This window comes from Rahnella perminowiae, from assembly GCF_019049695.1.
In the GTDB taxonomy this organism is placed as follows: Bacteria; Pseudomonadota; Gammaproteobacteria; order Enterobacterales; family Enterobacteriaceae; genus Rahnella; species Rahnella perminowiae.
Genome location: NZ_JAFMOT010000161.1, coordinates 25,225 through 50,637, shown reverse-complemented (window position 1 = coordinate 50,637; position 25,413 = coordinate 25,225). Strand labels below are relative to the sequence as shown.

At 54.0% G+C, this 25,413-nt stretch carries 24 protein-coding genes and 1 other RNA gene; 19 read left to right on the top strand and 6 right to left on the bottom strand.

What is annotated here, in order from left to right:
• Positions 1-118: 118 nt before the first annotated feature.
• The 4 genes from asr to zapA all read right to left on the bottom strand — a co-directional run bounded on the left by asr (position 119) and on the right by zapA (position 2,060).
• Entirely contained in the window at positions 119-592 is a 474-nt protein-coding gene (asr, locus tag J1781_RS06080) for an acid resistance repetitive basic protein Asr (RefSeq protein WP_217233331.1), read from the bottom strand.
• 271 nt (positions 593-863) lie between these two features.
• On the bottom strand, positions 864-1,460 hold the full coding sequence (locus tag J1781_RS06075; protein WP_129953011.1) for a 5-formyltetrahydrofolate cyclo-ligase: 597 nt from the start codon (positions 1,458-1,460) through the stop codon (positions 864-866).
• Positions 1,461-1,499: 39 nt separating this feature from the next.
• A non-coding RNA gene (ssrS, locus tag J1781_RS06070) (6S RNA) lies at positions 1,500-1,683 on the bottom strand.
• Positions 1,684-1,730: 47 nt separating this feature from the next.
• On the bottom strand, positions 1,731-2,060 hold the full coding sequence (zapA, locus tag J1781_RS06065) for a cell division protein ZapA (protein WP_013576788.1): 330 nt from the start codon (positions 2,058-2,060) through the stop codon (positions 1,731-1,733).
• A gap of 253 nt (positions 2,061-2,313) precedes the next feature.
• Between zapA and J1781_RS06060 the strand changes: the two genes are divergently transcribed.
• The 17 genes from J1781_RS06060 (at position 2,314) to J1781_RS05980 (ending at position 21,548) form a co-directional block, all read left to right on the top strand.
• A complete protein-coding gene (locus tag J1781_RS06060; RefSeq protein WP_217233330.1) occupies positions 2,314-2,886 on the top strand; it encodes a YecA/YgfB family protein in 573 nt (190 codons plus the stop codon).
• Positions 2,887-2,946: 60 nt separating this feature from the next.
• Positions 2,947-4,263: a Xaa-Pro aminopeptidase gene (gene pepP, locus J1781_RS06055; RefSeq protein ID WP_129991417.1), complete on the top strand. Its 1,317-nt coding sequence runs from the start codon at positions 2,947-2,949 to the stop codon at positions 4,261-4,263.
• A 1-nt stretch (position 4,264) separates the two neighbouring features.
• Entirely contained in the window at positions 4,265-5,443 is a 1,179-nt protein-coding gene (gene ubiH / locus J1781_RS06050) for a 2-octaprenyl-6-methoxyphenyl hydroxylase (RefSeq protein WP_129953008.1), read from the top strand.
• Positions 5,444-5,460: 17 nt separating this feature from the next.
• A complete protein-coding gene (gene ubiI, locus J1781_RS06045; protein WP_217233329.1) occupies positions 5,461-6,687 on the top strand; it encodes an FAD-dependent 2-octaprenylphenol hydroxylase in 1,227 nt (408 codons plus the stop codon).
• 310 nt (positions 6,688-6,997) lie between these two features.
• Positions 6,998-8,095 carry a glycine cleavage system aminomethyltransferase GcvT gene (gene gcvT, locus J1781_RS06040; protein ID WP_217157683.1) on the top strand — a complete coding sequence of 366 codons (1,098 nt, stop codon included), beginning with the start codon at positions 6,998-7,000 and terminating at the stop codon, positions 8,093-8,095.
• Between the two features lie 60 nt (positions 8,096-8,155).
• Entirely contained in the window at positions 8,156-8,542 is a 387-nt protein-coding gene (gcvH, locus tag J1781_RS06035; protein WP_217233328.1) for a glycine cleavage system protein GcvH, read from the top strand.
• Between the two features lie 109 nt (positions 8,543-8,651).
• Positions 8,652-11,525, top strand: a complete 2,874-nt coding sequence (gcvP, locus tag J1781_RS06030) for an aminomethyl-transferring glycine dehydrogenase (protein ID WP_217233327.1) — start codon at positions 8,652-8,654, stop codon at positions 11,523-11,525.
• Between the two features lie 142 nt (positions 11,526-11,667).
• Positions 11,668-12,411 carry an SDR family oxidoreductase gene (locus J1781_RS06025; protein WP_129953003.1) on the top strand — a complete coding sequence of 248 codons (744 nt, stop codon included), beginning with the start codon at positions 11,668-11,670 and terminating at the stop codon, positions 12,409-12,411.
• Positions 12,412-12,743: 332 nt separating this feature from the next.
• Positions 12,744-13,601: a DeoR/GlpR family DNA-binding transcription regulator gene (locus J1781_RS06020; RefSeq protein WP_129953002.1), complete on the top strand. Its 858-nt coding sequence runs from the start codon at positions 12,744-12,746 to the stop codon at positions 13,599-13,601.
• Between the two features lie 18 nt (positions 13,602-13,619).
• Complete coding sequence (locus tag J1781_RS06015; RefSeq protein ID WP_238483365.1) at positions 13,620-14,606, top strand: substrate-binding domain-containing protein; 987 nt, start codon at positions 13,620-13,622, stop codon at positions 14,604-14,606.
• Between the two features lie 2 nt (positions 14,607-14,608).
• Positions 14,609-16,141, top strand: a complete 1,533-nt coding sequence (locus J1781_RS06010; RefSeq protein WP_129953001.1) for a sugar ABC transporter ATP-binding protein — start codon at positions 14,609-14,611, stop codon at positions 16,139-16,141.
• Positions 16,134-17,123: an ABC transporter permease gene (locus tag J1781_RS06005; protein ID WP_217139405.1), complete on the top strand. Its 990-nt coding sequence runs from the start codon at positions 16,134-16,136 to the stop codon at positions 17,121-17,123. Before J1781_RS06010 ends, J1781_RS06005 begins: the two co-directional genes overlap by 8 nt.
• 11 nt (positions 17,124-17,134) lie before the next feature.
• On the top strand, positions 17,135-18,220 hold the full coding sequence (locus tag J1781_RS06000; RefSeq protein WP_129952999.1) for an ABC transporter permease: 1,086 nt from the start codon (positions 17,135-17,137) through the stop codon (positions 18,218-18,220).
• A gap of 38 nt (positions 18,221-18,258) precedes the next feature.
• On the top strand, positions 18,259-18,939 hold the full coding sequence (alsE, locus tag J1781_RS05995; RefSeq protein ID WP_129991419.1) for a D-allulose 6-phosphate 3-epimerase: 681 nt from the start codon (positions 18,259-18,261) through the stop codon (positions 18,937-18,939).
• A 15-nt stretch (positions 18,940-18,954) separates the two neighbouring features.
• On the top strand, positions 18,955-19,899 hold the full coding sequence (gene alsK / locus J1781_RS05990; protein WP_129952997.1) for an allose kinase: 945 nt from the start codon (positions 18,955-18,957) through the stop codon (positions 19,897-19,899).
• On the top strand, positions 19,896-20,828 hold the full coding sequence (gene rbsK, locus J1781_RS05985; RefSeq protein WP_129952996.1) for a ribokinase: 933 nt from the start codon (positions 19,896-19,898) through the stop codon (positions 20,826-20,828). The genes alsK and rbsK overlap by 4 nt, the downstream gene beginning before the upstream one ends.
• A gap of 399 nt (positions 20,829-21,227) precedes the next feature.
• Positions 21,228-21,548, top strand: coding sequence for a hypothetical protein (locus J1781_RS05980; RefSeq protein ID WP_217220939.1), 321 nt, complete (start codon positions 21,228-21,230; stop codon positions 21,546-21,548).
• 76 nt (positions 21,549-21,624) lie between these two features.
• Here the strand turns inward: J1781_RS05980 and J1781_RS05975 are convergent, their stop codons facing one another.
• Complete coding sequence (locus J1781_RS05975) at positions 21,625-22,548, bottom strand: nucleotidyl transferase AbiEii/AbiGii toxin family protein (protein ID WP_217139402.1); 924 nt, start codon at positions 22,546-22,548, stop codon at positions 21,625-21,627.
• Positions 22,535-23,314, bottom strand: coding sequence for a type IV toxin-antitoxin system AbiEi family antitoxin domain-containing protein (locus tag J1781_RS05970; RefSeq protein ID WP_129991423.1), 780 nt, complete (start codon positions 23,312-23,314; stop codon positions 22,535-22,537). Before J1781_RS05970 ends, J1781_RS05975 begins: the two co-directional genes overlap by 14 nt.
• Before the next feature lie 326 nt (positions 23,315-23,640).
• On the opposite strand from J1781_RS05970, the gene J1781_RS05965 reads away from it, so the two are divergent.
• Both J1781_RS05965 and J1781_RS05960 read left to right on the top strand, forming a co-directional pair.
• Positions 23,641-24,513, top strand: coding sequence for a carbohydrate ABC transporter permease (locus J1781_RS05965; RefSeq protein WP_129952993.1), 873 nt, complete (start codon positions 23,641-23,643; stop codon positions 24,511-24,513).
• Positions 24,503-25,402, top strand: coding sequence for a carbohydrate ABC transporter permease (locus J1781_RS05960; protein WP_129952992.1), 900 nt, complete (start codon positions 24,503-24,505; stop codon positions 25,400-25,402). Before J1781_RS05965 ends, J1781_RS05960 begins: the two co-directional genes overlap by 11 nt.
• Positions 25,403-25,413: the final 11 nt, after the last annotated feature.

Genomic DNA, 25,413 nt, shown 5'->3' with positions numbered 1-25,413 from the left:
CATCTGTCAGTACCTCGGGCGGATAAACGGAGAAAAAAACACCCGGCGAACCGGGTGTTAAATTAACAGTCTTGATAAGCGCGAGCAGCGATGCTCACGAAGACTTCTTCGTTACTTCTTATGCTGCCGGGGTAGCTTTTGCAGCCGGAGCAGCTTTCTTAGCATGTTTTACGTGTTTTTTAGCAGCCTGGGCTTTCTGTGCAGCCGGAGCCGCTTTCTTAGCATGTTTTACGTGTTTTTTAGCAGCCTGGGCTTTCTGTGCAACCGGAGCCGCTTTCTTAGCGTGTTTCACGTGTTTTTTAGCAGCCTGGGCTTTCTGTGCAACCGGAGCGGCTTTCTTAGCGTGTTTCACGTGTTTTTTAGCAGCCTGAGCTTTCTGAGCGACCGGTGCTTTCTTCGCTGCTTTTTTGTGTTTCTTGGCAGCCTGCGCTTTCTGAACAGGTTTCTTGTGTGCTTTATGCTTAGTCGCATGAGCCGGAGCCGCTGTAGTTGCTGTGGCAGCAGGTGCCGGTGTTGCTGTAGTTTCAGCAGCGAAAGCGACAGAAGACAGGCCCATTGCAGCGGCTACAACCAGAGCTAATACTTTTTTCATGTTTAATTCCTCAGGAGTCTTGGTTTATGTGTCTACCCCACTGCGGGGCCGATGTGAGAATAATAGGCGTGACGAACCCTGTTGTCCGTGAGTGATTGGTTTCGGCGTGTAACGGTATGTATAAGCGGTAAATATGCTTTATTTCAAAGGGTTGGTTATTTCTGACAAAAGAGGAGATGCCGGAGGCTGCAATTAGTTACAACATACTAATAAGTGATATGCTCTGTTTCCGGCTGACACCTTACCTGCAGTGAATTTATATTGCCTGGCATCACCAGACCCACACTTTTCCGGGCGTGATGACTTCAGGTAATGGTACATCCCAGTGTTCAGCCGGTAAGGCATCGACATGCTGACAATCGTGCGCCAAACCTATCGGATACGGACCGCCCGCTTCCCGGCGCTCAAGTGTGCGGTCATAAAAGCCTCCCCCCATACCTAAGCGTTGCCCGGCACTGTCGAAGGCGACCAGCGGCGTCAGGATGATATCCAGTTGCGGCAGCGGAATAACCTGAGTGACATCCAGTTGTGGCTCCAGAATTTTGAGACGATTACGCACCAGCGGCGTGTCGGGCGTATAACGCAAAAAAAGCAGGTTTCCGGGCGAGAAAGGGTGCAGCACCGGCAGGCAGAGTTGTTTGCCTTCGTTCCACAAGCGGCCGATCAACGGTGCGGTATCCAGCTCACCATCAAATGACAGAAACAAAGAAACTGTAGAGGCGGACATAATCTTCGGGTGGGTTGCGACGCGTTCTGCAGCCTTAAGGGCAAAATCAGTTTGCTGTTCAGCAGTCAGAGCCTGTCTGCGTTGGCGTATTTCACTGCGGAGAATTTGTCGGGCTGATGCGAACAGAGGAGTATAAGACATAGATACAAACACCAGAAAGGGATGTACCGCAAAGAAAGGGGGATCTCCGAGATGCCGTCGCAGGCTGTAACCCTTGAACCCATGGTTCAAGGTGAACGTGCTGTCGCAATCTTTAGGCTTCTCGGACGGGCCGAGCATGCGCACCGATTACGGATCATCACATTCTGTTGGTACTAATTATCGGCTCAGGGGACGGGCCCGCTGGCGAACATCTCAGAGAAATTTTTTACCGTTTCTGACAACCTGTGACCAGTCAGTCAGCAACGTGTGTTATTCGAAAGGCGCCCCTTCACGTTCAGAGATCCGGCCTTGTTCGAGCAATGCCTGCTCGATGGTTTGTTGCAACATCCGGATACGTTGTTCCATATTGGATGCGTAATCGCGAGTTTTCAACCTTTCCTGAGCAAGTTCGTGACATACGTTCAATGCCGCGATGAATACCAGTTGCTCGGTATTGGTGACTCTAGTGCGAACTTTCAGATCTTGCAACCGCTGATTAAGATCTTCAGCTGCCAGATTCAGTGCTTCCTGTTGTTCTGGCGGACAATTCACCCGTAAAGAGCGACCAAAAATTTGAATATCTACCGGTTGTGCAGACATGCCACCTTCCTGCTGATTTATTCGTCCGCCCCAACGTGACCACTACGACCTGGCGCAGGATGTTGGAAGCGGGCGCCACTATAACTATCTCAATACCAGGTTACAACCCCATGACCGACTGATTGCTGCCCGATTGCTCAGGGCGTGCCATTCATGCCTAAGACCACCCAATCACGGGCTGCTAATCTGGTACTACGACAGACCTTGGTGGTAGCATAACACGAACTTAACCTGCCAACGATGGCGAATGCGCATGTCTATTGAGAATACTTACCCTACTTACGATTCGTTGGATCAAAACCTGAAACAACAATCGGTTGCTTTGACCGCAGCAGAAATGCACGGTTTGATCAGTGGTTTGCTGTGCGGTGGCAATCGCGATGGCAGCTGGCTGACGATCGTGCATGACCTGACTAACGAAGGCATAGCCTTCCCGCACACGCTGGCCGATTTGCTGCAACAACTGCGCAAAGTGACGTCAGACACCCTCGAGGATGACAGCTTCGAATTCAAAATGTTGATGCCAGACGATGAAAAACACGTCTTTGAGCGTGCCGATGCGCTGGCCGGATGGGTGAACCATTTCCTGCTCGGGCTGGGCATGATGCAGCCAAAACTGGCCAAAGTGAAAGGCGAAGTGGGTGAGGCGATCGACGATTTACGCAGCATCGCACAACTGGGTTACGACGAAGATGAAGATCAGGAACAGCTGGCACAATCTTTAGAGGAAGTGGTGGAGTATGTCCGTGTCGCCGCCATCCTGTGCTTTGGTGAATTTGGTCACAGTCGCCCGACGGCTGCGGAAAATCACCGTACGTTGCATTAATCGTACGTTGCATTAAATAAAGCGATTGCACTCATTAAAACGATTTCAGGAGAAGGTGTGATGACTCAGCAAGAGTACGAGAATCGTCGTCAGGCGCTGTTAGCGAAGATGGCACCGGGCAGCGCTGCGGTAATTTTTTCTGCGCCGGAAGCCCCACGCAGTGCCGACAGTGAATATCCGTATCGTCAGAGCAGTGATTTCTGGTACTTCACCGGTTTCAATGAGCCGGAAGCGGTATTGATCCTGGTGAAAAGTGATGAAAATCATAATCACAGCGTCCTGTTTAACCGTGTCCGTGATCTCACCGCTGAAATCTGGTTTGGTCGTCGTTTAGGTCAGGAAGCCGCGCCCGCCAAACTTGGCGTGACCAAAGCACTGCCTTTTGATGATATCAACGACCAGCTTCATCTGCTGTTTAATGGCCTCGATGTGGTGTATCACGCGCAAGGCGATTACGCGTATGCGGATGAAATCGTTAACCGTGCCATGGAAAAATTGCGCAAAGGCTTCCGCCAGAATCTCTCCGCGCCTGCCACTGTGACTGACTGGCGTCCCTGGGTGCATGATATGCGCCTGTTCAAATCGGCTGAAGAAATTGCCATCATGCGCCGCGCCGGACATATCACTGCGCTGGCGCATACCCGTGCGATGGAAAAATGCCGCCCGGGCATGTTCGAATATCAGCTTGAAGGTGAAATTCACCACGAATTTAACCGTCATGGCGCGCGTTACCCTTCCTACAACACCATTGTGGGCGGAGGCGAAAACGGCTGCATCCTGCATTACACCGAAAACGAATGTGAATTGCGTGACGGCGATTTAGTGTTGATCGACGCCGGTTGTGAATATCAGGGCTATGCCGGTGATATCACCCGTACTTTCCCGGTGAACGGTAAATTCAGTAAAGCGCAGCGTGAAATCTACGACATCGTGCTGGCCTCAGAATATAAAGCGCTGGCAGTCTTCGGCCCGGGCAGCAGCATTCAGGCTGCGACCGAAGCGGCAGTACGCGTGATGATTGAAGGTCTGGTAAAACTCGGTGTCATGAAAGGCGATGTTGAAACCCTTTACGCTGAACAGGCTCACCGCCAGTTCTTCATGCACGGTTTATCTCACTGGCTGGGACTGGACGTTCATGACGTCGGCCATTACGGTTCAGTTGATCGCAGCCGGACGCTGGAACCGGGCATGGTGCTGACCGTTGAACCGGGCCTGTATATTGCGCCGGACGCTGACGTACCGGAAGCGTACCGCGGTATCGGTATCCGCATCGAGGACGACATTCTGATCACCGCTACCGGTATTGAAATTCTGACCGGCGATGTGGTGAAAGAAGCCGATGATATTGAAGCGTTAATGGCGGCGGCACAGAAATAATATGAGTATTGTAATTGTTGGCGGCGGAATGACCGGTGCCACGCTGGCGCTGGCGATTTCTGCACTGACGCAGGGACGTTTGCCGGTGCATCTGGTGGAAGCCACTGCGCCGGAGCATCACGGGCATCCGGGTTTTGATGCCCGTTCGATCGCACTGGCGCAGGGAACCTGCCAGCAATTATCCCGGGTGGGGATCTGGCCTGCGCTGGCGGCGATCGCCACACCAATCCGCGATATCCACGTCAGCGATCGTGGTCACGCGGCTTTTGTCAATCTTAATGCCGCGCATTATGGCGTTGAAGCGCTGGGACAGGTGGTTGAGCTGCACGAAGTGGGCAAGCGTCTTTTTGCCATGCTGAAAAATGCTCCCGGTGTGACGTTGCATTGTCCGGCGAAAGTGACAGATGTCACGCGTTTGCAAGATTCCGCCAGCGTGACGCTCGACGATGGCCAAGTTCTGACTGCACAGCTTTTGGTGGCCGCTGACGGTTCCCATTCTTCGCTGGCAAAAGCCTGCAATATTGGCTGGCAACGTGAAGATTACGGACAGATTGCCGTCATCACCAACGTTGCGACCGGCGAGCCGCACAACGGCCGCGCGTTTGAGCGTTTCACTCAGCACGGACCGCTGGCCCTGCTTCCGATGTCCGACGGCCGCAGTTCCCTGGTCTGGTGTCATCCGCGAGAAGCGAAAGAAGAAATCGATAACTGGAGCGAAGCGCAGTTTCTCAGTGCGTTGCAAAAAGCGTTCGGCTGGCGTCTGGGCACCTTAAACCAGGCCGGTAAACGTTTCAGTTATCCGCTGCAATTACAAAAAGCTAACAGCCATATCAGTCACCGTCTGGCGCTGGTGGGCAACGCGGCGCAAACGCTGCATCCGATTGCGGGACAGGGTTTTAACCTCGGTCTGCGTGATGTCATCACGCTGGCGGAAACGCTGGCCCATGCTGCCGTACAAGGCACCGATGTCGGCAGTTACCCTGTGCTGAGTGAATATCAGCGGCGCCGTCAGCCTGATCAGCAGGCGACCATCGGCGTCACGGATGGCCTGATCCATCTCTTTGCCAACCGCTGGCTGCCATTAATGGTCGGACGTAATCTTGGTTTACTGGCGATGGAAGGCATTACGCCGCTACGTGATGCGTTTACCCGCCGGACGCTGGGCTGGGTTGACCGTTAATCCTTACAGGAAAAATTATGCAATCTTTTGATGTGGTTATCGCCGGTGGCGGAATGGTGGGTCTGGCGCTGGCGTGCGGATTACAGGGCAGCGGTTTGCGCGTTGCTGTACTGGAAAACCAGCAGCCGGATCTCGATACGCCGTTGCCGGAACAGCCGGGTTTACGGGTTTCGGCGATCAATGCTGCCAGTGAACGCCTGCTGAAATATATGGGTGTCTGGGACAGCATCATCGCTCAGCGTGCCAATGCTTATCAGGGGATGGAAGTCTGGGATCGCGACAGCTTCGGTAAAATTGCATTCCGTGGCGAAGAATACGGTTTCAGCCATCTGGGGCACATCATCGAAAATCAGGTGATCCACCGTGCCTTGTGGCAGCATGCGGAAAAATCTTCTGACATTACACTGCTCACATCAGCCACATTGAAAAATGTGGCATGGGGTGAAAATGAAGCCTTCATTACCCTCAATGATGATCGTCAGCTCAGTGCGCGCTTAGTCGTGGGAGCGGATGGTGCACAGTCATGGCTGCGTCAGCACGCCGATATTCCACTGACCTTTTGGGATTACCGCCATCATGCACTGGTGGCGACCATCCGCACGGAAGAACCGCACCAGTCTGTGGCACGGCAGGTATTCCACGGTGAAGGCATTCTGGCATTTCTGCCGCTGGCGGATACACATTTGTCTTCTATTGTCTGGTCAGTATCTCCGGATGAAGCGCAGCGCCTGAGGGCGCTGGAGCCAGAAGCATTCAACAAAATTCTCGCCAGCACCTTTGACCTGCGCCTTGGTGTTTGTGCAGTAGAAAGCGATCGTCTGACCTTCCCGCTGACCGGACGTTATGCCCGCAGCTTCGCCGGACAACGTCTGGCGCTGGTCGGGGATGCGGCACACACCGTGCATCCGCTGGCCGGGCAGGGTGTCAACTTAGGCTTTATGGATGCTGCTGAACTGGTCTGCGAAATCAAACGTCTGCAAAAAGAAGGCAAGGATTTTGGCCAGCATATGTATCTGCGCCGTTATGAGCGCCGCCGCAAACACAGCGCAGCGCTGATGCTTGCCGGAATGCAGGGCTTTCGCGAACTGTTTGCCGGTGACAATCCGGCCAAAAAACTGCTGCGCGATATCGGCCTGACGCTGGCGGATTCCCTGCCGGGTGTCAAACCGAAGCTGGTCCGACAGGCAATGGGGCTCAATGATTTACCTGAATGGTTACAGGAGCCATCGCTTCGATTGAAATAATCTAATTTCAGCTAAAATTTTCCATTACATTTTCTAATCCGGGGCCGGATTTCTCATTCTGCAAATGGTGAGAAATCCGGCCTTGTCGTTATATAACATCGACACTTTTGCTGTTTATTTGTAGATTTTGCGCCACAAACCCCAGTTTACCAGTCAAAAACTCTGCAAAATGCCCCTGTGAAATCACTGACATTCCCACCGCTCTGCATATTTTAACTTATGGTTAGCAGGGAGATTCAGTGGTAAGTTCAGGCAAAGGGTATCGTTTGCGCGGTGTGCTGTTTATGCACTTAATGAAATGAGGAATAAGATGGTTAAGCAGACTCAGCTTTATGAACAACATGTTGCGTGCGGCGCGCGTATGGTCGATTTCCACGGCTGGATGATGCCTTTGCATTACGGCTCCCAGCTGGATGAACACCACATTGTGCGTCAGGATGCCGGTATGTTTGACGTCTCGCACATGACCATTGTCGATCTCCACGGTGCCCGTACCCGTGAATTCCTCCGTTATCTTCTGGCGAACGATGTCGCCAAACTGACTGTTCCGGGTAAAGCGCTGTACACCGGCATGCTCAATGCCTCCGGCGGCGTCATTGACGATCTGATCGTTTACTTCCTTAATGAAAACTATTTCCGTCTGGTGGTTAACTCAGCGACCCGTGAGAAAGATCTGGCATGGATTTCGCAGCATGCAGAGCCGTACGGTATCGAACTGACGGTGCGTGATGATCTGGCACTGGTTGCCGTGCAGGGACCTCATGCGAAAGAAAAAGCAGAAACCCTGTTTACCGCTGAACAAAAACAAGCAGTAGCGGGCATGAAGCCATTCTTCGGCGTTCAGGCGGGCGACCTGTTTATCGCGACCACCGGTTACACCGGCGAAGCGGGTTATGAAATCGCGCTGCCGCAAGAGCAGGCTGCTGATTTCTGGCAAAAACTGCTGGCCGCAGGCGTGAAGCCAGCAGGTCTGGGCGCGCGTGACACCTTGCGTCTGGAAGCGGGCATGAATCTCTACGGTCAGGAAATGGATGAAGGCGTATCACCGCTGGCCGCCAACATGGGCTGGACCATCGCCTGGGTACCGGAAGACCGTGATTTTATCGGCCGTGACGCACTGGAAAGACAGCGCGAGCAGGGCACTGAACAGTTGGTTGGTCTGGTGATGACGGAGAAAGGTGTATTGCGTAACGAACTGCCGGTGCGATTCACCGACAGCGCGGGCAACACGCTGGAAGGCGTGATCACCAGCGGCTCATTCTCTCCGACGCTGGGCTACAGTATTGCGCTGGCACGCGTTCCGGCGGGCATTGGCGGGCACGCGATTGTGCAAATCCGTAACCGCGAAATGCCGGTGAAAGTCACGAAGCCAGGTTTTGTCCGTAACGGCAAACCGCTGGCGCAGTAAAAATCCGACATAAAATTATCCAGTTAACGCTGAATTAAGCACTTTTTTGGAGAAAGTATAATGAGCAATGTTCCAGCAGATTTGAAATACGCGTCTTCCCACGAGTGGATTCGTTCAGAAGGTAACGGCGTTTACACCGTAGGTATCACCGAACACGCACAGGAATTACTGGGCGACATGGTATTTGTTGATCTGCCGGAAGTGGGCCGTGAAGTTGCCGCCGGTGAAGACTGCGCCGTGGCGGAATCCGTCAAAGCGGCTTCCGACATTTACTCTCCGATCAGCGGCGAAATCATTGCGGTAAACGCTGAACTGGAAGGTTCTCCGGAGCTGGTCAACAGCGAGCCATATGACACCGGTTTCCTGTTCCAGATTAAAGCATCAGATGAAAGCGAACTGGCTAACCTGCTTGATGCACAAGCCTATTCAGCATCCATTGAAGACTGATTAAACACTGTTTTACCCGCCCCGTAACCCGCTTGCGGGGCAAATCCAGACCCGTAGCTTTTGTCAGTATCCCAAGACACCTCCAGCAGATTTCAGGAATGCGTAGCAAATGACTCAGACTCTCAGCCAACTTGAACACAGCGAAGCTTTTATCGGCCGCCATATCGGTCCGTCTTCTCAGCAGCAGCAACAGATGCTGGAAACGGTCGGTGCGGATTCCTTAAATGCGCTGATCCAGCAGATCGTTCCGGTCGATATCCAGTTACCCGGCCCGCCGGCTGTCGGCGATGCCGTGACTGAACATCAGGCGCTGGCTGAGCTGAAAGCTATTGCCAGCCAGAACCAACGTTATAAATCCTACATCGGTATGGGTTACAGCGCGGTGCTGACGCCGCCGGTTATCCTGCGCAACATGCTGGAGAACCCGGGCTGGTATACCGCTTATACGCCGTATCAGCCGGAAGTGTCCCAGGGGCGTCTTGAGGCTTTGCTGAATTTCCAGCAACTGACGTTAGATCTGACCGGTCTGGATCTGGCTTCTGCTTCCTTGCTCGATGAAGCGACTGCCGCCGCCGAAGCGATGGCGCTGGCAAAACGCGCCAGCAAACTGAAAGACGCTAACCGCTTCTTCGTGGCTGACGATGTGCATCCGCAAACGCTGGATGTCGTACGTACCCGTGCGGAAACATTCGGTTTTGACATTATTGTCGACAAAGCCGAAAAAGTGCTTGAGCTGGAAGGTGTATTTGGCGTGCTGTTACAGCAGGTGGGCACCACCGGCGAAGTGCATGATTACACCGCGCTGCTGGGCGAACTGAAATCCCGCAAAATTATCACCACCGTAGCGGCTGATATTATGGCGCTGGTGCTGCTGGCTGCACCGGGCAGGCAGGGCGCGGACGTGGTCTTCGGTTCGGCGCAACGCTTTGGTGTGCCGATGGGTTACGGCGGCCCGCACGCGGCCTTCTTCGCCTGTGTAGATGAATTCAAACGCTCCATGCCGGGCCGTATCATCGGGGTTTCCCGTGATGCTGCGGGCAAAACCGCACTGCGTATGGCGATGCAGACCCGCGAGCAACATATCCGTCGCGAAAAAGCTAACTCTAACATTTGTACCTCGCAGGTTTTACTGGCGAACATTGCCAGCCTGTATGCGGTATTCCACGGTCCTGAAGGCCTGAAACGCATTGCGTCACGCATTCACCGTCTGACCGATATTTTGGCCGCAGGCCTGAAACAGGGCGGCCTGACGCTGCGTCATAACACCTGGTTCGATACGCTGACCGTTGAAGTCAAAGATAAAGCAGCGGTGCTGGAACGCGCGCTGAGCTTCGGCCTGAACCTGCGTACTGATATCCACGGCGCGGTGGGTATCACGCTCGACGAAGCGACCTCCCGCGAAGATGTTCAGATTCTGTTTGCTGCCCTGCTGGGGGACGACAACGGTCTGGATATCGACAAGCTGGATAAAGCGGCATCGACTGACAGCAACGCCATTCCTGCCGCCATGCTGCGTGCGGATCCGATCCTGACGCATCCGGTATTCAACCAGTACCACAGCGAAACCGAGATGATGCGTTATATGCACCGTCTGGAGAAAAAGGATCTGGCGCTGAATCAGGCGATGATCCCGCTGGGTTCCTGCACCATGAAACTCAATGCGGCGGCAGAAATGATCCCTATCACCTGGCCGGAATTCGCTGAACTGCATCCGTTCTGCCCGACTGAACAGGCTGCCGGTTATCAGCAAATGATTGGTCAGCTGTCACAGTGGCTGGTTCAGCTCACCGGCTATGATGCGGTATGTATGCAACCCAACTCCGGTGCGCAGGGTGAATACGCGGGTCTGCTGGCGATTCGCCGCTACCACGAAAGCCGCAATGAAAGCAGTCGTCACATCTGTCTGATCCCAAGTTCAGCGCACGGCACTAATCCGGCATCTGCACAGATGGCGAGCATGAGCGTAGTGGTGGTTGCCTGCGATAAACAGGGCAACATCGATCTCAGCGATCTGCGTGAGAAAGCGGCGAAAGCCGGCGATGAGCTGTCTTGCATCATGGTGACTTACCCGTCAACGCACGGCGTTTACGAAGAAACCATCCGCGAAGTTTGCCAGATTGTTCACCAGTACGGCGGTCAGGTTTACCTTGACGGTGCGAACATGAACGCACAGGTTGGCATCACTACGCCGGGTTATATTGGCGCGGATGTCTCGCACCTCAACCTGCATAAAACCTTCTGTATTCCGCACGGCGGCGGCGGTCCTGGCATGGGCCCGATTGGTGTGAAAGCGCATCTGGCGCCATTCGTTCCGGGTCACAGCGTAGTGCAGATTGACGGTGTGCTGACGCAAAACGGTGCGGTGTCTGCGGCTCCGTTCGGCAGTGCTTCCATCCTGCCTATCAGCTGGATGTACATCCGCATGATGGGCGCGGAAGGCCTGAAACAAGCCAGTCAGGTCGCTATCCTGAACGCCAACTACATCGCGACCCGTCTGAAAGAGGCGTATCCGGTGCTGTATACCGGCCGTGACGGTCGTGTGGCACACGAATGCATTCTGGATATCCGTCCGCTGAAAGAAACCACCGGTATCAGTGAAATGGATATCGCCAAACGTCTGATCGACTACGGATTCCATGCCCCGACCATGTCCTTCCCGGTTGCCGGTACGCTGATGGTTGAACCAACAGAATCAGAAAGCAAAGTGGAACTGGATCGCTTTATTGATGCACTGCTGGCAATTCGCAGTGAAATCGACCATGTGGCGAAAGGTGAATGGCCGCTGGAAGACAACCCGCTGGTGAATGCACCGCACGTGCAGAATGAGCTGGTCAGTGACTGGAACCACCCGTACAGCCGTGAAGTTGCGGTATTCCCGGCCGGTTATGATAACAAGTACTGGCCAACCGTGAAGCGTCTGGATGATGTCTACGGCGACAGAAACCTGTTCTGTTCGTGTGTCCCGATGTCAGATTACGAGTAAGACTCCGTTCCGCTCCTCGCTGAGAAGGGGGAGGCGTTAAAAACTCGATCGGCTCCTCCCCTGCGAAGGGGAGGAGCTAAGCTAAACTCCCCTTTCTTTCAGTTTCTCCTACACTTTCTTCATTTCCCCAATGGAGTCACTCATGAAAATCGCTCTCGTCACCGGTGCCAGCCGTGGCATTGGCCGGGCAACGGCTCTTCTGCTGGCACAGCAGGGTTACGCCGTCGGTGTGAATTACGTCAATAACGACACCGCAGCGCACTCCGTCATCGATGAAATCCAGCAGGCCGGTGGCAAAGCTATTGCACTCAAAGCTGATATCGCCGATGAAGCGCAGGTTGTGGCGATGTTCAAACAGCTGAGTGCCGAACTCGGCCCAATCACCGCGCTGGTGAACAACGCCGGGATTTTATTCCGGCAGACCACCCTTGAAAATCTCTCCGCTGAACGCATCAACAAAGTGCTGTCTACTAACGTGACCGGCTATTTCCTGTGCTGCCGCGAGGCGGTGAAAACCATGTCGCACCGTCATGGCGGAAAGGGCGGGGCGATTGTGAATGTGTCCTCGGCGGCTTCCCGGCTGGGCGCGCCGGGCGAATATGTGGATTACGCGGCATCGAAAGGCGCAGTGGATACACTGACCACCGGTCTGGCGCTGGAAGTGGCGGCGTACGGTATTCGTGTTAACTGTGTGCGTCCTGGTCTGATCTACACCGAAATGCACGCCAGCGGCGGTGAGCCGGGGCGCGTCGATCGCGTGAAAGCCAATCTGCCGATGCAGCGCGGTGGCCAGCCGGAAGAAGTCGCACAGGCGATTTCCTGGCTGCTGTCGGATTCTGCTTCCTACGTCACCGGCAGCTTTCTCGAGCTGGCGGGCGGAAGGTAAAACACATTTCTGCTCCCTCCTAAGCGCCTGCGGGCGCTTTTTTATGTCCAACCGGTCAATTCCACACAAACGGTCATTAACGGGCATTCAAAGGCCCGAGGAATTGTGACCGTTTGCAGATCTGTTGCTGTTCTGTTGCAACGCAAATAACGATTTAATGCCGTTCCCGCCACAGATCCAAACTTTAACATTTCATTTCTTCTCATCTTTTCGTGACAAATATCACAGGTCGACGGTGGCAGAAAATGCGCACGGTCGCCTTTGAGGCACTGCGCATTCTGCAAACATCCGGCTGCGTATCCTATTTGACATCGGGAAAGAGGAATCAACACATGCTGCCAGTAGAGCGACATCGATATATCACCGAAATTCTCAGCCAGCGCGGACGCATTCTGGTGCAGGAAGTGGCCCAGTTATGCCGTATCTCTCTGGAGACGGCGCGGCGTGATCTGGCGCTGCTGGAAAAGCACGGCGTGTTATTACGCAGCCATGGCGGCGCGGTGTACAGAGAACATTCGACGGCGGAAAAAACCTACGTGCCGTCGCAGATTGAACAGGGTGAGTCCTTTCGTGATCGCAGTAATCAGTCACCTGACAGTAAAACGCGTATCGCCAAACGGGCATTGCAACTGATTAATCCCGGCGATTGCTTGCTGCTCGACAGCAGTTCCAGCAGTTGGTTTTTGGCGCGCCAGATGCCTGATATCCAACTGGTGGTACTGACCAACTCGGTGCACATCATTCAGACGCTGGCGGTGAAAGCTAACGTACGCGTGATCGGGCTGGGGGGGGAATACTCGGCGAAATATGAAGATTTCGTCGGTGTGCTGGCCGAACAAATGCTGAAAGAGTTCGTCATCAACAAACTGTTTTTCTCCTGTCACGGGATCAGCCACGAAGGCGGCATCCGTGAAAGCAATGAACATCATGCGCGGCTGAAACAGCAAATGCTGCTTTCCTCCGAGCATAAAATTTTGCTGGCTGACTCCAGCAAATTCGGCCGCCGCTCCTTTGCGCGGATCTGCCACTACCGGGAAATCGACACACTGATAACAGACCATCTGGAGGATGAAGAATTCCGCCAGGAACTGGCCTGGAGCAACGTTAACGTGATTGAAGTTTCTCCGTCACCCCTACAGAAAAAAACTAAAAACAGCCGCAACGATCCGTTAGCTGCGGCAAATAACTGACCTCCCAGGAGAGTAAACATGATCAAGAAATCCGTTCTTGCCTGCCTGTTCGCCACAGCCATGTTGTCCCTGTCTGCGCATGCCGCCGACAAAATTCGTATGGGCGTGGTGGTGAAAGTCGGCGGTAACGCCTGGTTCAACGCAATGGAAGCCGGGATCAAAAGCGAAGCGGCCAAACGTGGTATCGACGCGTGGCAGGTCGGGCCGACCAGTGCGGATCCGGCATTGCAGGTGCGTGCGATTGAAGATCTGATCGCACAGAAAGTGGATGTGATCGGTGTGGTACCCAACGACGCCCGCGTGCTGGAGCCGGTACTGAAACGTGCGCGCGACGCCGGGATCAAAGTCATCGTGCATGAATCACCGGATCAAAAATATGCCGACTGGGATTTCGAAATGGTCGATGCCACACAGCACGGTATTAATCACATGATTGCCCTGGCGCAGTGCATGAAAGAAAAAGGCGATTACGCGGTGTATGTCGGCAGTCTGACCGTGCCGCTCCATCAGAAATGGGCTGATGCCGCCATTAATTACCAGAAAGCACATTATCCGGATATGCATCTGGTGGGTGACAAATTTGGTGTCGGTGAGTCTCTTGATGACAGCATCCGTACCACCAACGACCTGATGTCTAAAGACGCCAACCTGAAAGGTATTCTGGCGATTGGTTCACAGGGACCGATTGGCGCAGGCCGCGCGGTACTTAATCGTGGCAAAACTGACGACGTCTGTGTGTTCGGGCCGTTCAGCCCGGGGCAGGGTGCCAGCCTGGTGAAAGCCGGAGCCATCAAAGGCGGCTTTATCTGGAACCCGATGATCGCGGGTGAAGTCTTTGTGCGCATCGCCGAGAAGCTGGAAAAAGGCGAAAAAATCACTGACGGCATGACCATTGAAGGCATGGGCAAAGTGAAAGTGGACGAGGCAACGCACACCATTCTGGGCAATGAAACCGAAAGCCTGGATAAAGCGAACCTGCCGAAACTGGTCAAAATGGGGCTGTAATCATGGCAATCTCCGAGATCATTCAAACAGACAACACGCCGCTGATTGATGTGCAAAATCTGTCGGTAACGTTTGGCGGACAGCGTGCGCTTAATGACATTTCCCTGCGGCTGATGCAGGGCGAAGTTCACTGCCTGGCGGGCACCAATGGCTGCGGGAAAAGTACGTTGATCAAAGTGATCTCGGGGGTTTACCAGCCGGATAACGGTTGCCTGATCACGCTCAGTTCGCCGTCTGAGGGTAGCCAGAGTTTCAGCAAGCTGTCTCCGGATCAGGCGCGGCAGTTTGGCGTACAGGTGATTTATCAGGATCTGTCGCTGTTTCCGAATCTCAGCGTGTTCGAAAATATTGCTTTCGACCACAACTTACAGGGGCTGATGGGCTGGTACCGCCCGTCACGCCTGCGGGAAACGGCCCGGCGTATTCTGACCGAGTTGAATTATTCGCTCGATCTCGACAGTAAAGTCTCGTCGCTGCCAATTGCCCAGCGTCAGCAGGTGGCCATTTGCCGTGCGCTGGTGGCGGATGCGCGTTTAGTGATTATGGATGAACCGACCGCCTCGCTGACCCGTACAGAAGTTAATCAGCTGTTGCGTACCGTGCATTATCTGAAAAGCAAAGGGATCAGCGTGGTGTTCGTCAGCCATCGCCTCGATGAAGTGCTGGAGATTTCCGACAGCGTGACGGTTATCCGTGACGGCAAAAAAGTCGGCACTTTCCCGGCGTCTGAGGTCAGCAGCGAACGCCTGACCGAACTGATGACCGGCCTGAAACTCGATTACCGCCTGAAAGCCGCCAACATGAATGACGAGCGCATCATGCTGGAAACCGACAAACTCAGCCGCGCAGGTCAGTATCACAATGTCAGTTTCAAACTGCACGCCGGTGAAGTGCTCGGTTTATGCGGCCTACTCGGCAGCGGCCGCACCGAACTGGCACTCAGCCTGTTTGGCATGACCAAACCGGACAGCGGCAAAATCTATCTCGACAGCAAACCGGTACGTTTTCGCAGTCACGAAGACGCGATCAAATCGGGCGTCGGTTACGTGTCGGAAGATCGCCTGACGCTCGGCCTGATCCAGCAACAGTCGGTCGGGGACAACACCGTGCTGGCGATCATGGATCAGCTGCGCAGCCGTTTTCACCTGATCGACGAATACCGCAAAAACAAAATCATCCAGCAGTGGATCGAGAAACTCGGCGTCAAAGTGGCGAACCCCGATCAGGCGATCTCCACGCTTTCCGGCGGCAATCAGCAAAAAATCGTGCTCGCGAAATGGGTGCTGACACAGCCGAAAATCCTGATCCTCGATTCACCCACTGTCGGCGTCGATGTCGGTGCCAAAGCCAGCATTTATCAGCTGATCCATCAGCTGGCAGAAGAGGGTATTTCCATTCTGCTGATTTCCGACGAGGTGCCGGAGGTCTATTTCAACTGCGACCGTGTGCTGCATTTCTCTGAAGGCACGGTAATCGGAGAATATCTGCCGGGTACGATTACCCAGCAACAACTTGCGGAGGCGGTTAATGCTTAAGCTCAGCCGGTTACGTCCGTCCGGCAACGAAGGCTATTTAGCCTGGGTGCTGCTGGCGGTTATTGTCACTTTTTCCTTACTGACCCCTCAGTTTCTGACGTTACAGAACCTGCTGGATCTGACCGAAAGCTACGCTGTCAGTGGTATTTTTGCCCTCGGTCTGTTTGTGGTACTGGTGACGGGCGGTATCGATATTTCGTTTGCCGCCGTCGCCTCCGTGGTGCAGTACGCTATCGCCACGCTGGCGATCCATTACGGTCTGAGCAGCCCGGCCGGCAGCATTTTGCTGGCTATCGCCATCGGTACTGTGCTCGGGATGATCAACGCCATTCTGATCTACTGCCTGCGCATCGTGTCAATCATCGTCACCATCAGTATGCAGTCGCTGCTGTTCGGCATGCTGATGTGGCTGACCAACGGCACCAGCTTGTACGACCTGCCGGACTGGCTGACCACGCCGATCCGCGTGCTGCCGTTCAGCGTGGGTGAGCAGCATTATCAGATTGGGTTGCCCGTCGTGGTGATGCTGGCGGTTGCCGCACTGAGCTGGGTGCTGCTCAATAAAACCCATCTCGGACGCCAGTTGTTTGCCGTCGGTGGCGACCAGGAATCGGCTCGCCGTATTGGCATCCGTGTCGGTTTACTGCATTTGTTTGCCTATGGCTATCTCGGCGCCATGGCGGCGATTGGCGGGCTGGTGCAGGTCTATCGCGTCGGTGAAGTGGTACCGAATGCGCTGGTCGGCGGCGAGCTGGATGTGCTGGCGGCGGCGGTGCTCGGGGGGGCCAGTCTTAACGGCGGCAAAGGCAGCGTGGTCGGCACATTGATGGGCGTGTTCCTGATCGGCGTGCTGAAAAACGGCCTCAACCTGATTGGTGTTTCCAGTTACTTCATGAACATCGTCATCGGCGTGGTGATCGTCGCAGCCATCACCGTCACCCATTATAAGAAACGCAAAGAAACCGAAGTCGGCTTCGCCTGAGGAAAACCGCTATGTTCGCAAAAAGCAGAAATGTGAGTCTTAAAGCGAAGCCCGATGCGCGGCCTCGTCTGAAAATGGCTGCCATAAAAATCGATAACACCACGCTCGGATTATCGCTGTTATTGCTGGTGGTGATCATCGGCTTCAGCCTGGCGATGCCGGGGCGATTCTTCAGTGACGCCACCTTTATGAGTGTCGCCTTCCAGCTTCCGGAACTCGGCTTACTGACGCTGGCGATGTTCATCCCGATCCTCAGCGGCGGCCTGAACCTGTGCATTATTGCCACTGCTAATCTGACCAGTTTACTGATGGCGTGGGTGTTTCTGACCTGGCTGCCGCCTGATGCCAGTATGGCCATGCAGGCGGTCTGGCTGACCGTGGCGCTGGTTGGCGCGATGATTCTGGCGCTGGTGATTGGCATGCTGACCGGTGCGCTGGTGGCATATGTCGGTGCGCATCCGATTCTGGTGACGCTGGCGACCATGACCATGGTCAATGGTGTCGGTATCTATCTTTCACGCGGTGCGGCGATCAGTGGTATGCCGGATATCGTGCGCTTTATCGGGGCGGAAACCCTGCTCGGTGTGCCCGTTCCGCTGATTATTTTCCTGCTGACGGCGGTGTTAATCGCGGTGTTTTTAGAACGCACCCGTCTCGGCAAATACATCTACATGAGTGGCAGCAACATCAACGCCACTCATTTCAGCGGCGTGAATACGCACCGTGTGCTGATCGCCATTTATGTCATTTCCAGCATGTTATGTGTGATTGCCGGGCTGATTATGATGGCGCGTTTCAACTCGGCGCGCATGGGCTACGGCGATTCATACCTGCTGCTGACGGTGCTCGCCATTATTCTCGGCGGCACGGATCCGAACGGTGGTTTCGGTAAAGTGGCGGGCGTCGTGCTTTCGCTGATTGTCCTGCAGGTGATTTCCACCGGCCTGAACCTGATGAATGTCAGCCCGCATTTCAGCCTGGCGATGTGGGGCGCGGTATTGATTGTGGTGCTGGCGCTGAAATTCTTCCGCAGCCGTTATCTGCAAAAAAGGGCGGGGCGAATGAGCGCTGCCAAAGCGCGGGCGGCTCAACCTTAACGACTCTTTTTACATTGCCTCTGACTTAGGAAAACACCATGGAATACAAAATTTCTCCGTCGCTGATGTGCATGAGCCTGATCGACATTAAACAACAGCTTGAGGTGCTGAACCGCCGCGCTGACATGTTGCATATCGACATCATGGACGGTCATTACGTTAAAAACATCACGCTGTCGCCGTTCTTTATTGAGCAAATCCGTCCGCATACGCCGCTGATTCTGGACGTGCATATGATGGTAGAAAATCCGGCTGACTTTATCGAACCCATCGCCAAAGCCGGTGCCGATTTTATCTGTCCGCACGCCGAAACCATTAACCGCGACGCATTCCGCATCATCAGTCAGATCCGCTCGCTGGGTAAAAAAGTGGGCGTAGTACTCAACCCGGCGACGCCGGTGGAGTACATCCAGCACTACATTCATCTGCTGGATAAAATTACCGTGATGACCGTGGATCCGGGTTATGCCGGTCAGCCGTTCATCCCTGAAATGCTCGGGAAGATCGCGCAGCTGCGGGATCTCAAACAGCAAAAAGGCTACCGCTATCTGATCGAAATTGACGGCTCCTGCAACCTGCGAACCTATCAGGATCTGATGGGCGCAGGCGCGGAAGTGCTGATCGTCGGCAGTTCCGGCCTGTTCACGCTGGACAGCGATCTGGATGTTGCCTGGGACAAAATGCTCGATCAGATGCGTCAGGCGCGTCACGCAGCCTGAGGGCAGGAGAGCCGTATGCCGCATTTTCTTGGAGTTGATGTCGGGGGAACGAATACCCGTTTAATGCTGATGGACAGCCAGCAAAATTTTCGCGGCTACCACAAAACGCCGACCCAAAGCTGGGCAGGGCAGTCCGATCCGTTACAGGGGCTGGAAAGGCTGATCACAGCGTATTTGCAGGCGCAGGATCCGCACCACCAGGTGGCACAGGTAATGCTCGGGCTGCCGGGCGTATTGTCCCGCGACCGGCAAACTGTGTTGTCGCTGCCGTTCATTTCGGCGCTGGATAATCAGCCGGTGGCGACGCTGCTCTCGGAAAGGTTACATTTGCCGGTGGCGATGGACAAAGACGTTAACCATCTGATGTGGTGGGATTTAACGCAACACAACACACTGCCGGATGTTGCCGTCGGTCTGTATCTTGGCACTGGGCTTGGCAACAGTTTGTGGATCAACGGTGATTTTTATCACGGCGCACACGGCGGCGCAGGCGAACTGGGGCACATTCCTCTGGCAGAGAATTCACTAGACTGCCCGTGCGGTAAAACCGGCTGCGTTGAGACACTGACCTCCGGCAACTGGCTGACAGGCTGGGCGCAGCAACACGCGCCACAAACGCCGTTCGCCGAACTGTTTGTGCGCCATGCCGGGCATGTGGATTTAACCGAATTTGTGGCACGGCTGGCACGCACGGTGGCCAGCGAAATGAACATTCTTGATCCCGAATATTTAGTGCTGGGTGGCGGTGTGCTGGCGATGAAAAAGTTTCCGCTGGCTGAACTGGAACAGCAATTACGCAGCCATTTACGCAGTCCGTTTCCGGCTAACGATCTCACCATTCATTTCAGCGCCGTCACCGATGAAACCGGTTGCCGTGGCGCGTGTTTAGCCGCACAGCGTGTTTTTCCGTCGCAGCCAGCTCTGGCCGCCGGTACATTATCCTTCAGGAGAGAGGCATGAACAAAGGCAAGGTATGCGTATTTGGTTCTTTCAACCTCGATATTGTCGCAGGCATGGCGCGTTTCCCGAAACCGGGAGAATCCCTGATCGCCCGCAACAGCATGATGGGCGCGGGCGGCAAGGGCGCGAACCAGGCCGTCGCCGCGCTGCGTGCCGGTGCGCGGGTACATTACATCGGTAAAGTCGGCCGCGATGATTTCGGCATGTTTGCCCGCCGCCACCTTGACGGTGCCGGTTTTGATGCCGTCACGTTATTTTCCACCAGCGAATGCCCGACCGGTAACGCACTGATTTATGTCGCGGGAGCCGATGCTGAGAACATGATTGCCGTCGATCCGGGTGCAAACCTGACGGTTACCGACGAGGAGGTTGAACAGTGCCGTCCGGCTGTCGCCGCCGCCGATATCCTGCTGACGCAGCTCGAAAACAACCTGTCTGCGATTGAAAAACTGATCGGTATCGCCAGGGATAACGGCACCTACATTATCCTCAATCCTGCGCCGTTTCAGCCGGTGTCTGACCATCTGCTGTCACAGGTGGATTTACTCACGCCGAATGCCACGGAATGTACGCTGCTGACGGGGATAGACGTACATGATCTTCCTTCCGCCGGCCGCGCTGCCCAGGCGCTGCACGATAAAGGGATCCGGGCGCTGATCATCACCTTAGGCACGCAGGGCGCGCTGCTTTCTGTCAACGGCGAAACGCAGATTATCCGGGCCTGCCCGGCGACCCCGGTCGATACCACCGGTGCAGGCGACGCCTTCAACGGTGCGCTGGCCTCACAACTCGCCGCCGGCGCCACACTCCCCGACGCCGCGCAATTCGCCTCCGCTTACGCCTCTGTTTGCGTGGAAAGGGCGGGCGCGGCGGCATCGATGCCGACATATGAAGAAGCGCGTGAGCGGATGGGGGTTGTGGTGGTTTGAAGCAGGGTTGCCTTTTGCCCCTGCGAAGGTTGCGAGTTTTTCTTGCTCCTCCCCTTCGCAGGGGAGGGAGCCGGACGGCGTCATTCCTGCGAGACATCTTCCAGATTTCAAAGTAACTCCCTGTAAATCCATCCAGCCCGTTTCATTCAGAAAATATCAGGAATATAGTCGTTTCGCTGCGGAAGAACCGTAGTCAGAATTAGCGTTCTGGATCAGATTTACTCGATTGCACTGTGGCATAATGCCGCAGGTTTTGAGTCACCTGTAAATTATGGTGGTTCAGGCAGGGGCTTCTCAGAAGCGCCGGTTTTCGAGTCCGGTAACGCTAACTCTGTCTGAGCCACCACCCGAGGTTAGCGTCTCGTGTGGGGCAAAACATACTTTACTCGAGACTTTAAAATGACCGATTCAATTACCGAAACCAACCATCCCGACAATTCCCTCACCGTTTTCCGCGCCCTGATTGCTGATCTGGATCTGAGCGATTTCACCGATCCCCAGCTTTACGATCTGGGCGCTGTCGCGTCTGAATCCGCCGAAGGACTTTGCCACGGTTTGCTGTGCCTGAGTGAAGGGCTGGAGAATAGCGAACTGTTGCCGCCGGAAGGCGTATCGCAGGTGAGCGCGTATCTGAAAGCCTCGGCGCATCTGCTTCCGGCACTGTTTGAATTGTCAGAGAAGGCGGGGATTGCGCTGGTGAGAAATAAAACGCAGGCGTAAACCGGAACATTAGCTGATTTAAAAGAAATCTTTTGGCGATCGATATAAGAACCCGATCGCCTTTGCTTCGCCGGGATTAAGCAAGCCACCCGTCTACTACTCCCCTGAGTTTTTCAATCGTCCGTTCCCATTTCTCCCGATCTTGTTCTTTTAGTTTGAGAAGATTTTGTTGTTTCCAGCGTATAGCCGGAAAGGCTGAAAGATCGTGCGGGAAAAGGGACCAGTCTGGTTGACCCTGTTCGTATGACAGTAAAAAACGATGATCCTGTGCCGTGAAATGCTTCTTCAAAGCAGCCGTTAAAGCAGTGGGTACCCCATTTAATTCTTCAAGTGTTACGGGGGCAGTCGTCATCCCTTCAAATTCATTTTCAAAGGGCTGACGGAGATCTTTCCAGTTTGGATCCAGAATTTCTGCCATCGGGCGGGTATGTCCGAGCATATAAGCAAGGAACCCGTAATAGATTTCTCTGGTGATCCCGCTGTCTTCCAGAAGAAGTCTTACATCAAATAAATCTCGCGGATGCTGCCGGTCCATTGCTGCGCAAATCTTGCCGCCATACAGATCTGGCATCGAGACCACACTGATTTCTGCAAATCCGAATTGGTCAGCCACATCGTCCTGCACGTCACGTTGCTCGGGCGGATTAAGCAATCCCCGCCAGACATGGTTGACCTCAATTTTGATATTTATACCTTCTCTGTTTCTGACAAAAATGCGGGCATCCGGACCGTTGGTTTCCTGCATCTGAGCCAGGAATCCGGCGATATTCAGTCTTTGAACTATTCGTTGAAGCGCGCCAGAAATCTCTTCAAGCGTCAAATTTCTGTCCTGAACGGGCACGTACGCTAAATCGATATCAACCGATAAGCGGGGAAAGTTGCGAATAAAGAGATTTATCGCCGTTCCGCCTTTCAGAGCAAAACATTTTTCATGCTCGATTGAGGGCAGGCATTCAACGAGTAATCTGACCTGATTTCTGTAGTACTCAGAATTGTTCATCTTCCCTGATATTCCTTATCAGACTGGCCGGAACGGTTATTTGATAGTCGGTATCCAGCCTGCCACCGGCTTCAATCTGCCGTGCGCCGTTGCCCATTTTGATCCGGGTAACGTCAAGGCGTTCAAACCACTTATGCTGATTTCTCTGTGCAAGAAACATAAATACGCGATTGGTTTTAACCGCATCACTTGCTGAAAGGATCAACTGCAACTTTTTCGGATTAAGGCTGATCAGCCCCTGAAACAATTCGTTCGCATGCGTAAACTCGATAAGTTTTGGAACATTATTGGCGACTTCATAGGCCGCCAGTTCGGCAGAGCTGCATGTGATCTTCAGTGAGGAGACCGTGACCTCTTTCAGGAATGCGTTGTCGGCGCTTTCCAGACGATTATTAGCAGCGGAATACCACTTAACGCCTGGCACATGCTGCAACCATTTCGGCAAATAGACTCGCGGTGGAAGGTTGAGCCACATACGTGCTGTGCTCAGTTCAAGATAATGAGAGCTGCCCTGCAGGTTCAGACTGGTTAATCCTGCAACGTGAACCGGTTTATTCCATTGTGTCTGCAGGCAATGTACGGCATCAACCCAGCCAGGTTCTTTGCCGGCGCGGCAATAGACGCCTGTATCCAGCCGTTTGAGTAAGCCTTCTTTTACGTATTTCGACGAACTGCTTCGTTCAATGCCCTGAGACGTCAGCCATGTCTGGAGCATGATCTGGCCGGGATAAGTATTCAGAAACAGCCAGTTTATATTTTTTCTCATATGTCGCCTTAAGGATGACAGATTAAGAATAATTTAAAGCAGCATAGCGGCATAAGTGAAAAAAGGGTAGAGAGTGGTCGTTTAAAAATATCGGTATGTGTAGCTTGTTAGTTGACATATCATGATTTTTTTAAAGTGGTAATTTACCGTTATTTCTAAGGGAGGTTGTTCACTGGGTTAAATCAGTGCGGGTTCAGAAATCCAAATCTCTATTTGTTCAGTAACATTGCTCATATTTCATTCAAATAACCATCACATTCCCGCCATGTGGCTGACACAAATGCAGGACAGGATAGGCACCTTATTTCGCTGACCGGTACCCTGTAATGCGCCGCACGTTGTTCCCTTATCTGATTTTGCTGCCGACGCTGATTTTTCTGTTTTTATTTACCTATTACCCCTTATTTCAGTCAGCGATGGACAGTCTGTTTGACAGCCGTCTGTCGTCAGACGCGCCGCCGTTTGTTGGCCTGCAAAACTATCTGCGCCTGATCCAGGATTCAGTCTTCTGGCGTGCGCTGCTCAATAATCTGGCGTACATCCTGATGACCGTGGTCCCCGGCATTATTCTGGCGCTGCTGCTGGCGGTCGCGCTGTGGGAAAACACCTCGCTGAACCGCTGGCTGCGTACCGCGTTTTTCTTCCCGATGATTATCCCGCTGGTCAGTGCTGCTACCTTGTGGTTGTTCATTTTCATGCCCGGTATGGGGCTGCTGGATTACTACCTGGCCAAAGTATTCGGGCCGATGAATAACAATTACCTCGGCATGAGCAACAGCGCACTGATTGCGCTGAGCGTGATCGGCGTGTGGAAATTTGCCGGCTATTACATGCTGTTTTTCCTCGCCGGATTGCAGTCAATCCCCGCCTCAGCACGCGAAGCGGCGCTGATGGAAGGCGCGTCGCGCCCGCAGGTTTTCTTCTATATCACGTTGCCGCTGCTGCGCCCGACCATCAGTTTTGTGGTCACTATCGCGCTGATTTATTCGATTACCCAGATAGATCATGTCGCGGTGATGACGCAGGGCGGGCCGAATAACGCCACCACCGTGCTGCTGTATTACATCCAGAGTCTGGCGAATGACACCCACGATTTAGGCAAAGCCTCGGCGGCGACATTCCTGACGCTGGTGCTGCTGTTTGGTTTTTCGATGCTGAACCTGCGTGTGCTGGAAAGAGGAGCTCATTATGAGCGTTGAAACGTCTGAAGTGCCGGTGATGACCGGCAAAAAATCCCGTCAGGGCGCGCGTTCACCGTCGATGTTATTGCGCGGTGCGCGTCGTTCGACGCTGCCGGTTTTATTGTTGTGCGCCGCGTTTTTATGGATGGCGCCTTTCCTGTGGATGCTGTCGTCGGCTTTCAGTGAAAGCAGTTTTGCGCCCGATATGGCCTCGCTGTTACCGCGTTTCCCGCTGACGTTGCAAAACTTCCGCGATGCGTGGGACAGCGCCGACTGGCTGCGGCTTTACGCCAATACCCTCTTTTTCTCCTTCGGCACCTTTCTGGTTCAGCTGGTGACCATCACCACTGCCGGTTACGTGTTCGCGTATCACGAATTTCGCGGCAAACAGACGCTGTTCTATCTGTTGCTGATTCAACTGATGATCATGCCCGTCATCATGATGGTACCGAACATGATGATCCTCAAACAGTTCGGACTGCTCAATACCCTGACCGGCGTGATGATGCCGTACTTTGCCTCGGCGTTTGGTGTGTTCCTGATGCGTCAGGCGTTTCTCAGCATTCCCCGTGAAATCGAAGAGGCTGCGCTGATGGAAGGCTGCCGCTGGTGGCAGGTGGTGTTCCGCGTACTGATCCCCATGTCGTGGCCCGCCATCCTGGCCTTTGCCACCGTCAGCATTACCTATCACTGGAATGAATACCTGTGGCCGCTGATGGTACTTAATGACCCGGATAAACAGGTGCTGACCGTCGGGCTGGTGTCTTTCGCGATGGGCGCAGAGTCAGGCGGACAATGGGGGTTAATTACCGCCGGCACGCTGATGGTGTGCCTGCCGCTGATGCTGGCGTTCATTATTTTTCAGAAACAATTCCTGAAAAGCTTCGGTTTTTCCGGGATCAAATAAAGGAGTCATCC

Coding starts and splice junctions, on each gene's coding strand:
- J1781_RS05975 (WP_217139402.1), bottom strand. CDS start 22,548: ATGAACAATTCTGAGTACTACAGAAATCAGGTCAGATTACTCGTTGAA.
- J1781_RS05965 (WP_129952993.1), top strand. CDS start 23,641: ATGCGCCGCACGTTGTTCCCTTATCTGATTTTGCTGCCGACGCTGATT.
- J1781_RS05970 (WP_129991423.1), bottom strand. CDS start 23,314: ATGAGAAAAAATATAAACTGGCTGTTTCTGAATACTTATCCCGGCCAG.
- rbsK (WP_129952996.1), top strand. CDS start 19,896: ATGAACAAAGGCAAGGTATGCGTATTTGGTTCTTTCAACCTCGATATT.
- J1781_RS06010 (WP_129953001.1), top strand. CDS start 14,609: ATGGCAATCTCCGAGATCATTCAAACAGACAACACGCCGCTGATTGAT.
- pepP (WP_129991417.1), top strand. CDS start 2,947: ATGACTCAGCAAGAGTACGAGAATCGTCGTCAGGCGCTGTTAGCGAAG.
- gcvP (WP_217233327.1), top strand. CDS start 8,652: ATGACTCAGACTCTCAGCCAACTTGAACACAGCGAAGCTTTTATCGGC.
- zapA (WP_013576788.1), bottom strand. CDS start 2,060: ATGTCTGCACAACCGGTAGATATTCAAATTTTTGGTCGCTCTTTACGG.
- J1781_RS06025 (WP_129953003.1), top strand. CDS start 11,668: ATGAAAATCGCTCTCGTCACCGGTGCCAGCCGTGGCATTGGCCGGGCA.
- J1781_RS06020 (WP_129953002.1), top strand. CDS start 12,744: ATGCTGCCAGTAGAGCGACATCGATATATCACCGAAATTCTCAGCCAG.
- J1781_RS06000 (WP_129952999.1), top strand. CDS start 17,135: ATGTTCGCAAAAAGCAGAAATGTGAGTCTTAAAGCGAAGCCCGATGCG.
- J1781_RS05960 (WP_129952992.1), top strand. CDS start 24,503: ATGAGCGTTGAAACGTCTGAAGTGCCGGTGATGACCGGCAAAAAATCC.
- J1781_RS06005 (WP_217139405.1), top strand. CDS start 16,134: ATGCTTAAGCTCAGCCGGTTACGTCCGTCCGGCAACGAAGGCTATTTA.
- alsE (WP_129991419.1), top strand. CDS start 18,259: ATGGAATACAAAATTTCTCCGTCGCTGATGTGCATGAGCCTGATCGAC.
- J1781_RS06060 (WP_217233330.1), top strand. CDS start 2,314: ATGTCTATTGAGAATACTTACCCTACTTACGATTCGTTGGATCAAAAC.
- ubiH (WP_129953008.1), top strand. CDS start 4,265: ATGAGTATTGTAATTGTTGGCGGCGGAATGACCGGTGCCACGCTGGCG.
- gcvH (WP_217233328.1), top strand. CDS start 8,156: ATGAGCAATGTTCCAGCAGATTTGAAATACGCGTCTTCCCACGAGTGG.
- alsK (WP_129952997.1), top strand. CDS start 18,955: ATGCCGCATTTTCTTGGAGTTGATGTCGGGGGAACGAATACCCGTTTA.
- asr (WP_217233331.1), bottom strand. CDS start 592: ATGAAAAAAGTATTAGCTCTGGTTGTAGCCGCTGCAATGGGCCTGTCT.
- J1781_RS06015 (WP_238483365.1), top strand. CDS start 13,620: ATGATCAAGAAATCCGTTCTTGCCTGCCTGTTCGCCACAGCCATGTTG.
- gcvT (WP_217157683.1), top strand. CDS start 6,998: ATGGTTAAGCAGACTCAGCTTTATGAACAACATGTTGCGTGCGGCGCG.
- ubiI (WP_217233329.1), top strand. CDS start 5,461: ATGCAATCTTTTGATGTGGTTATCGCCGGTGGCGGAATGGTGGGTCTG.
- J1781_RS06075 (WP_129953011.1), bottom strand. CDS start 1,460: ATGTCTTATACTCCTCTGTTCGCATCAGCCCGACAAATTCTCCGCAGT.
- J1781_RS05980 (WP_217220939.1), top strand. CDS start 21,228: ATGACCGATTCAATTACCGAAACCAACCATCCCGACAATTCCCTCACC.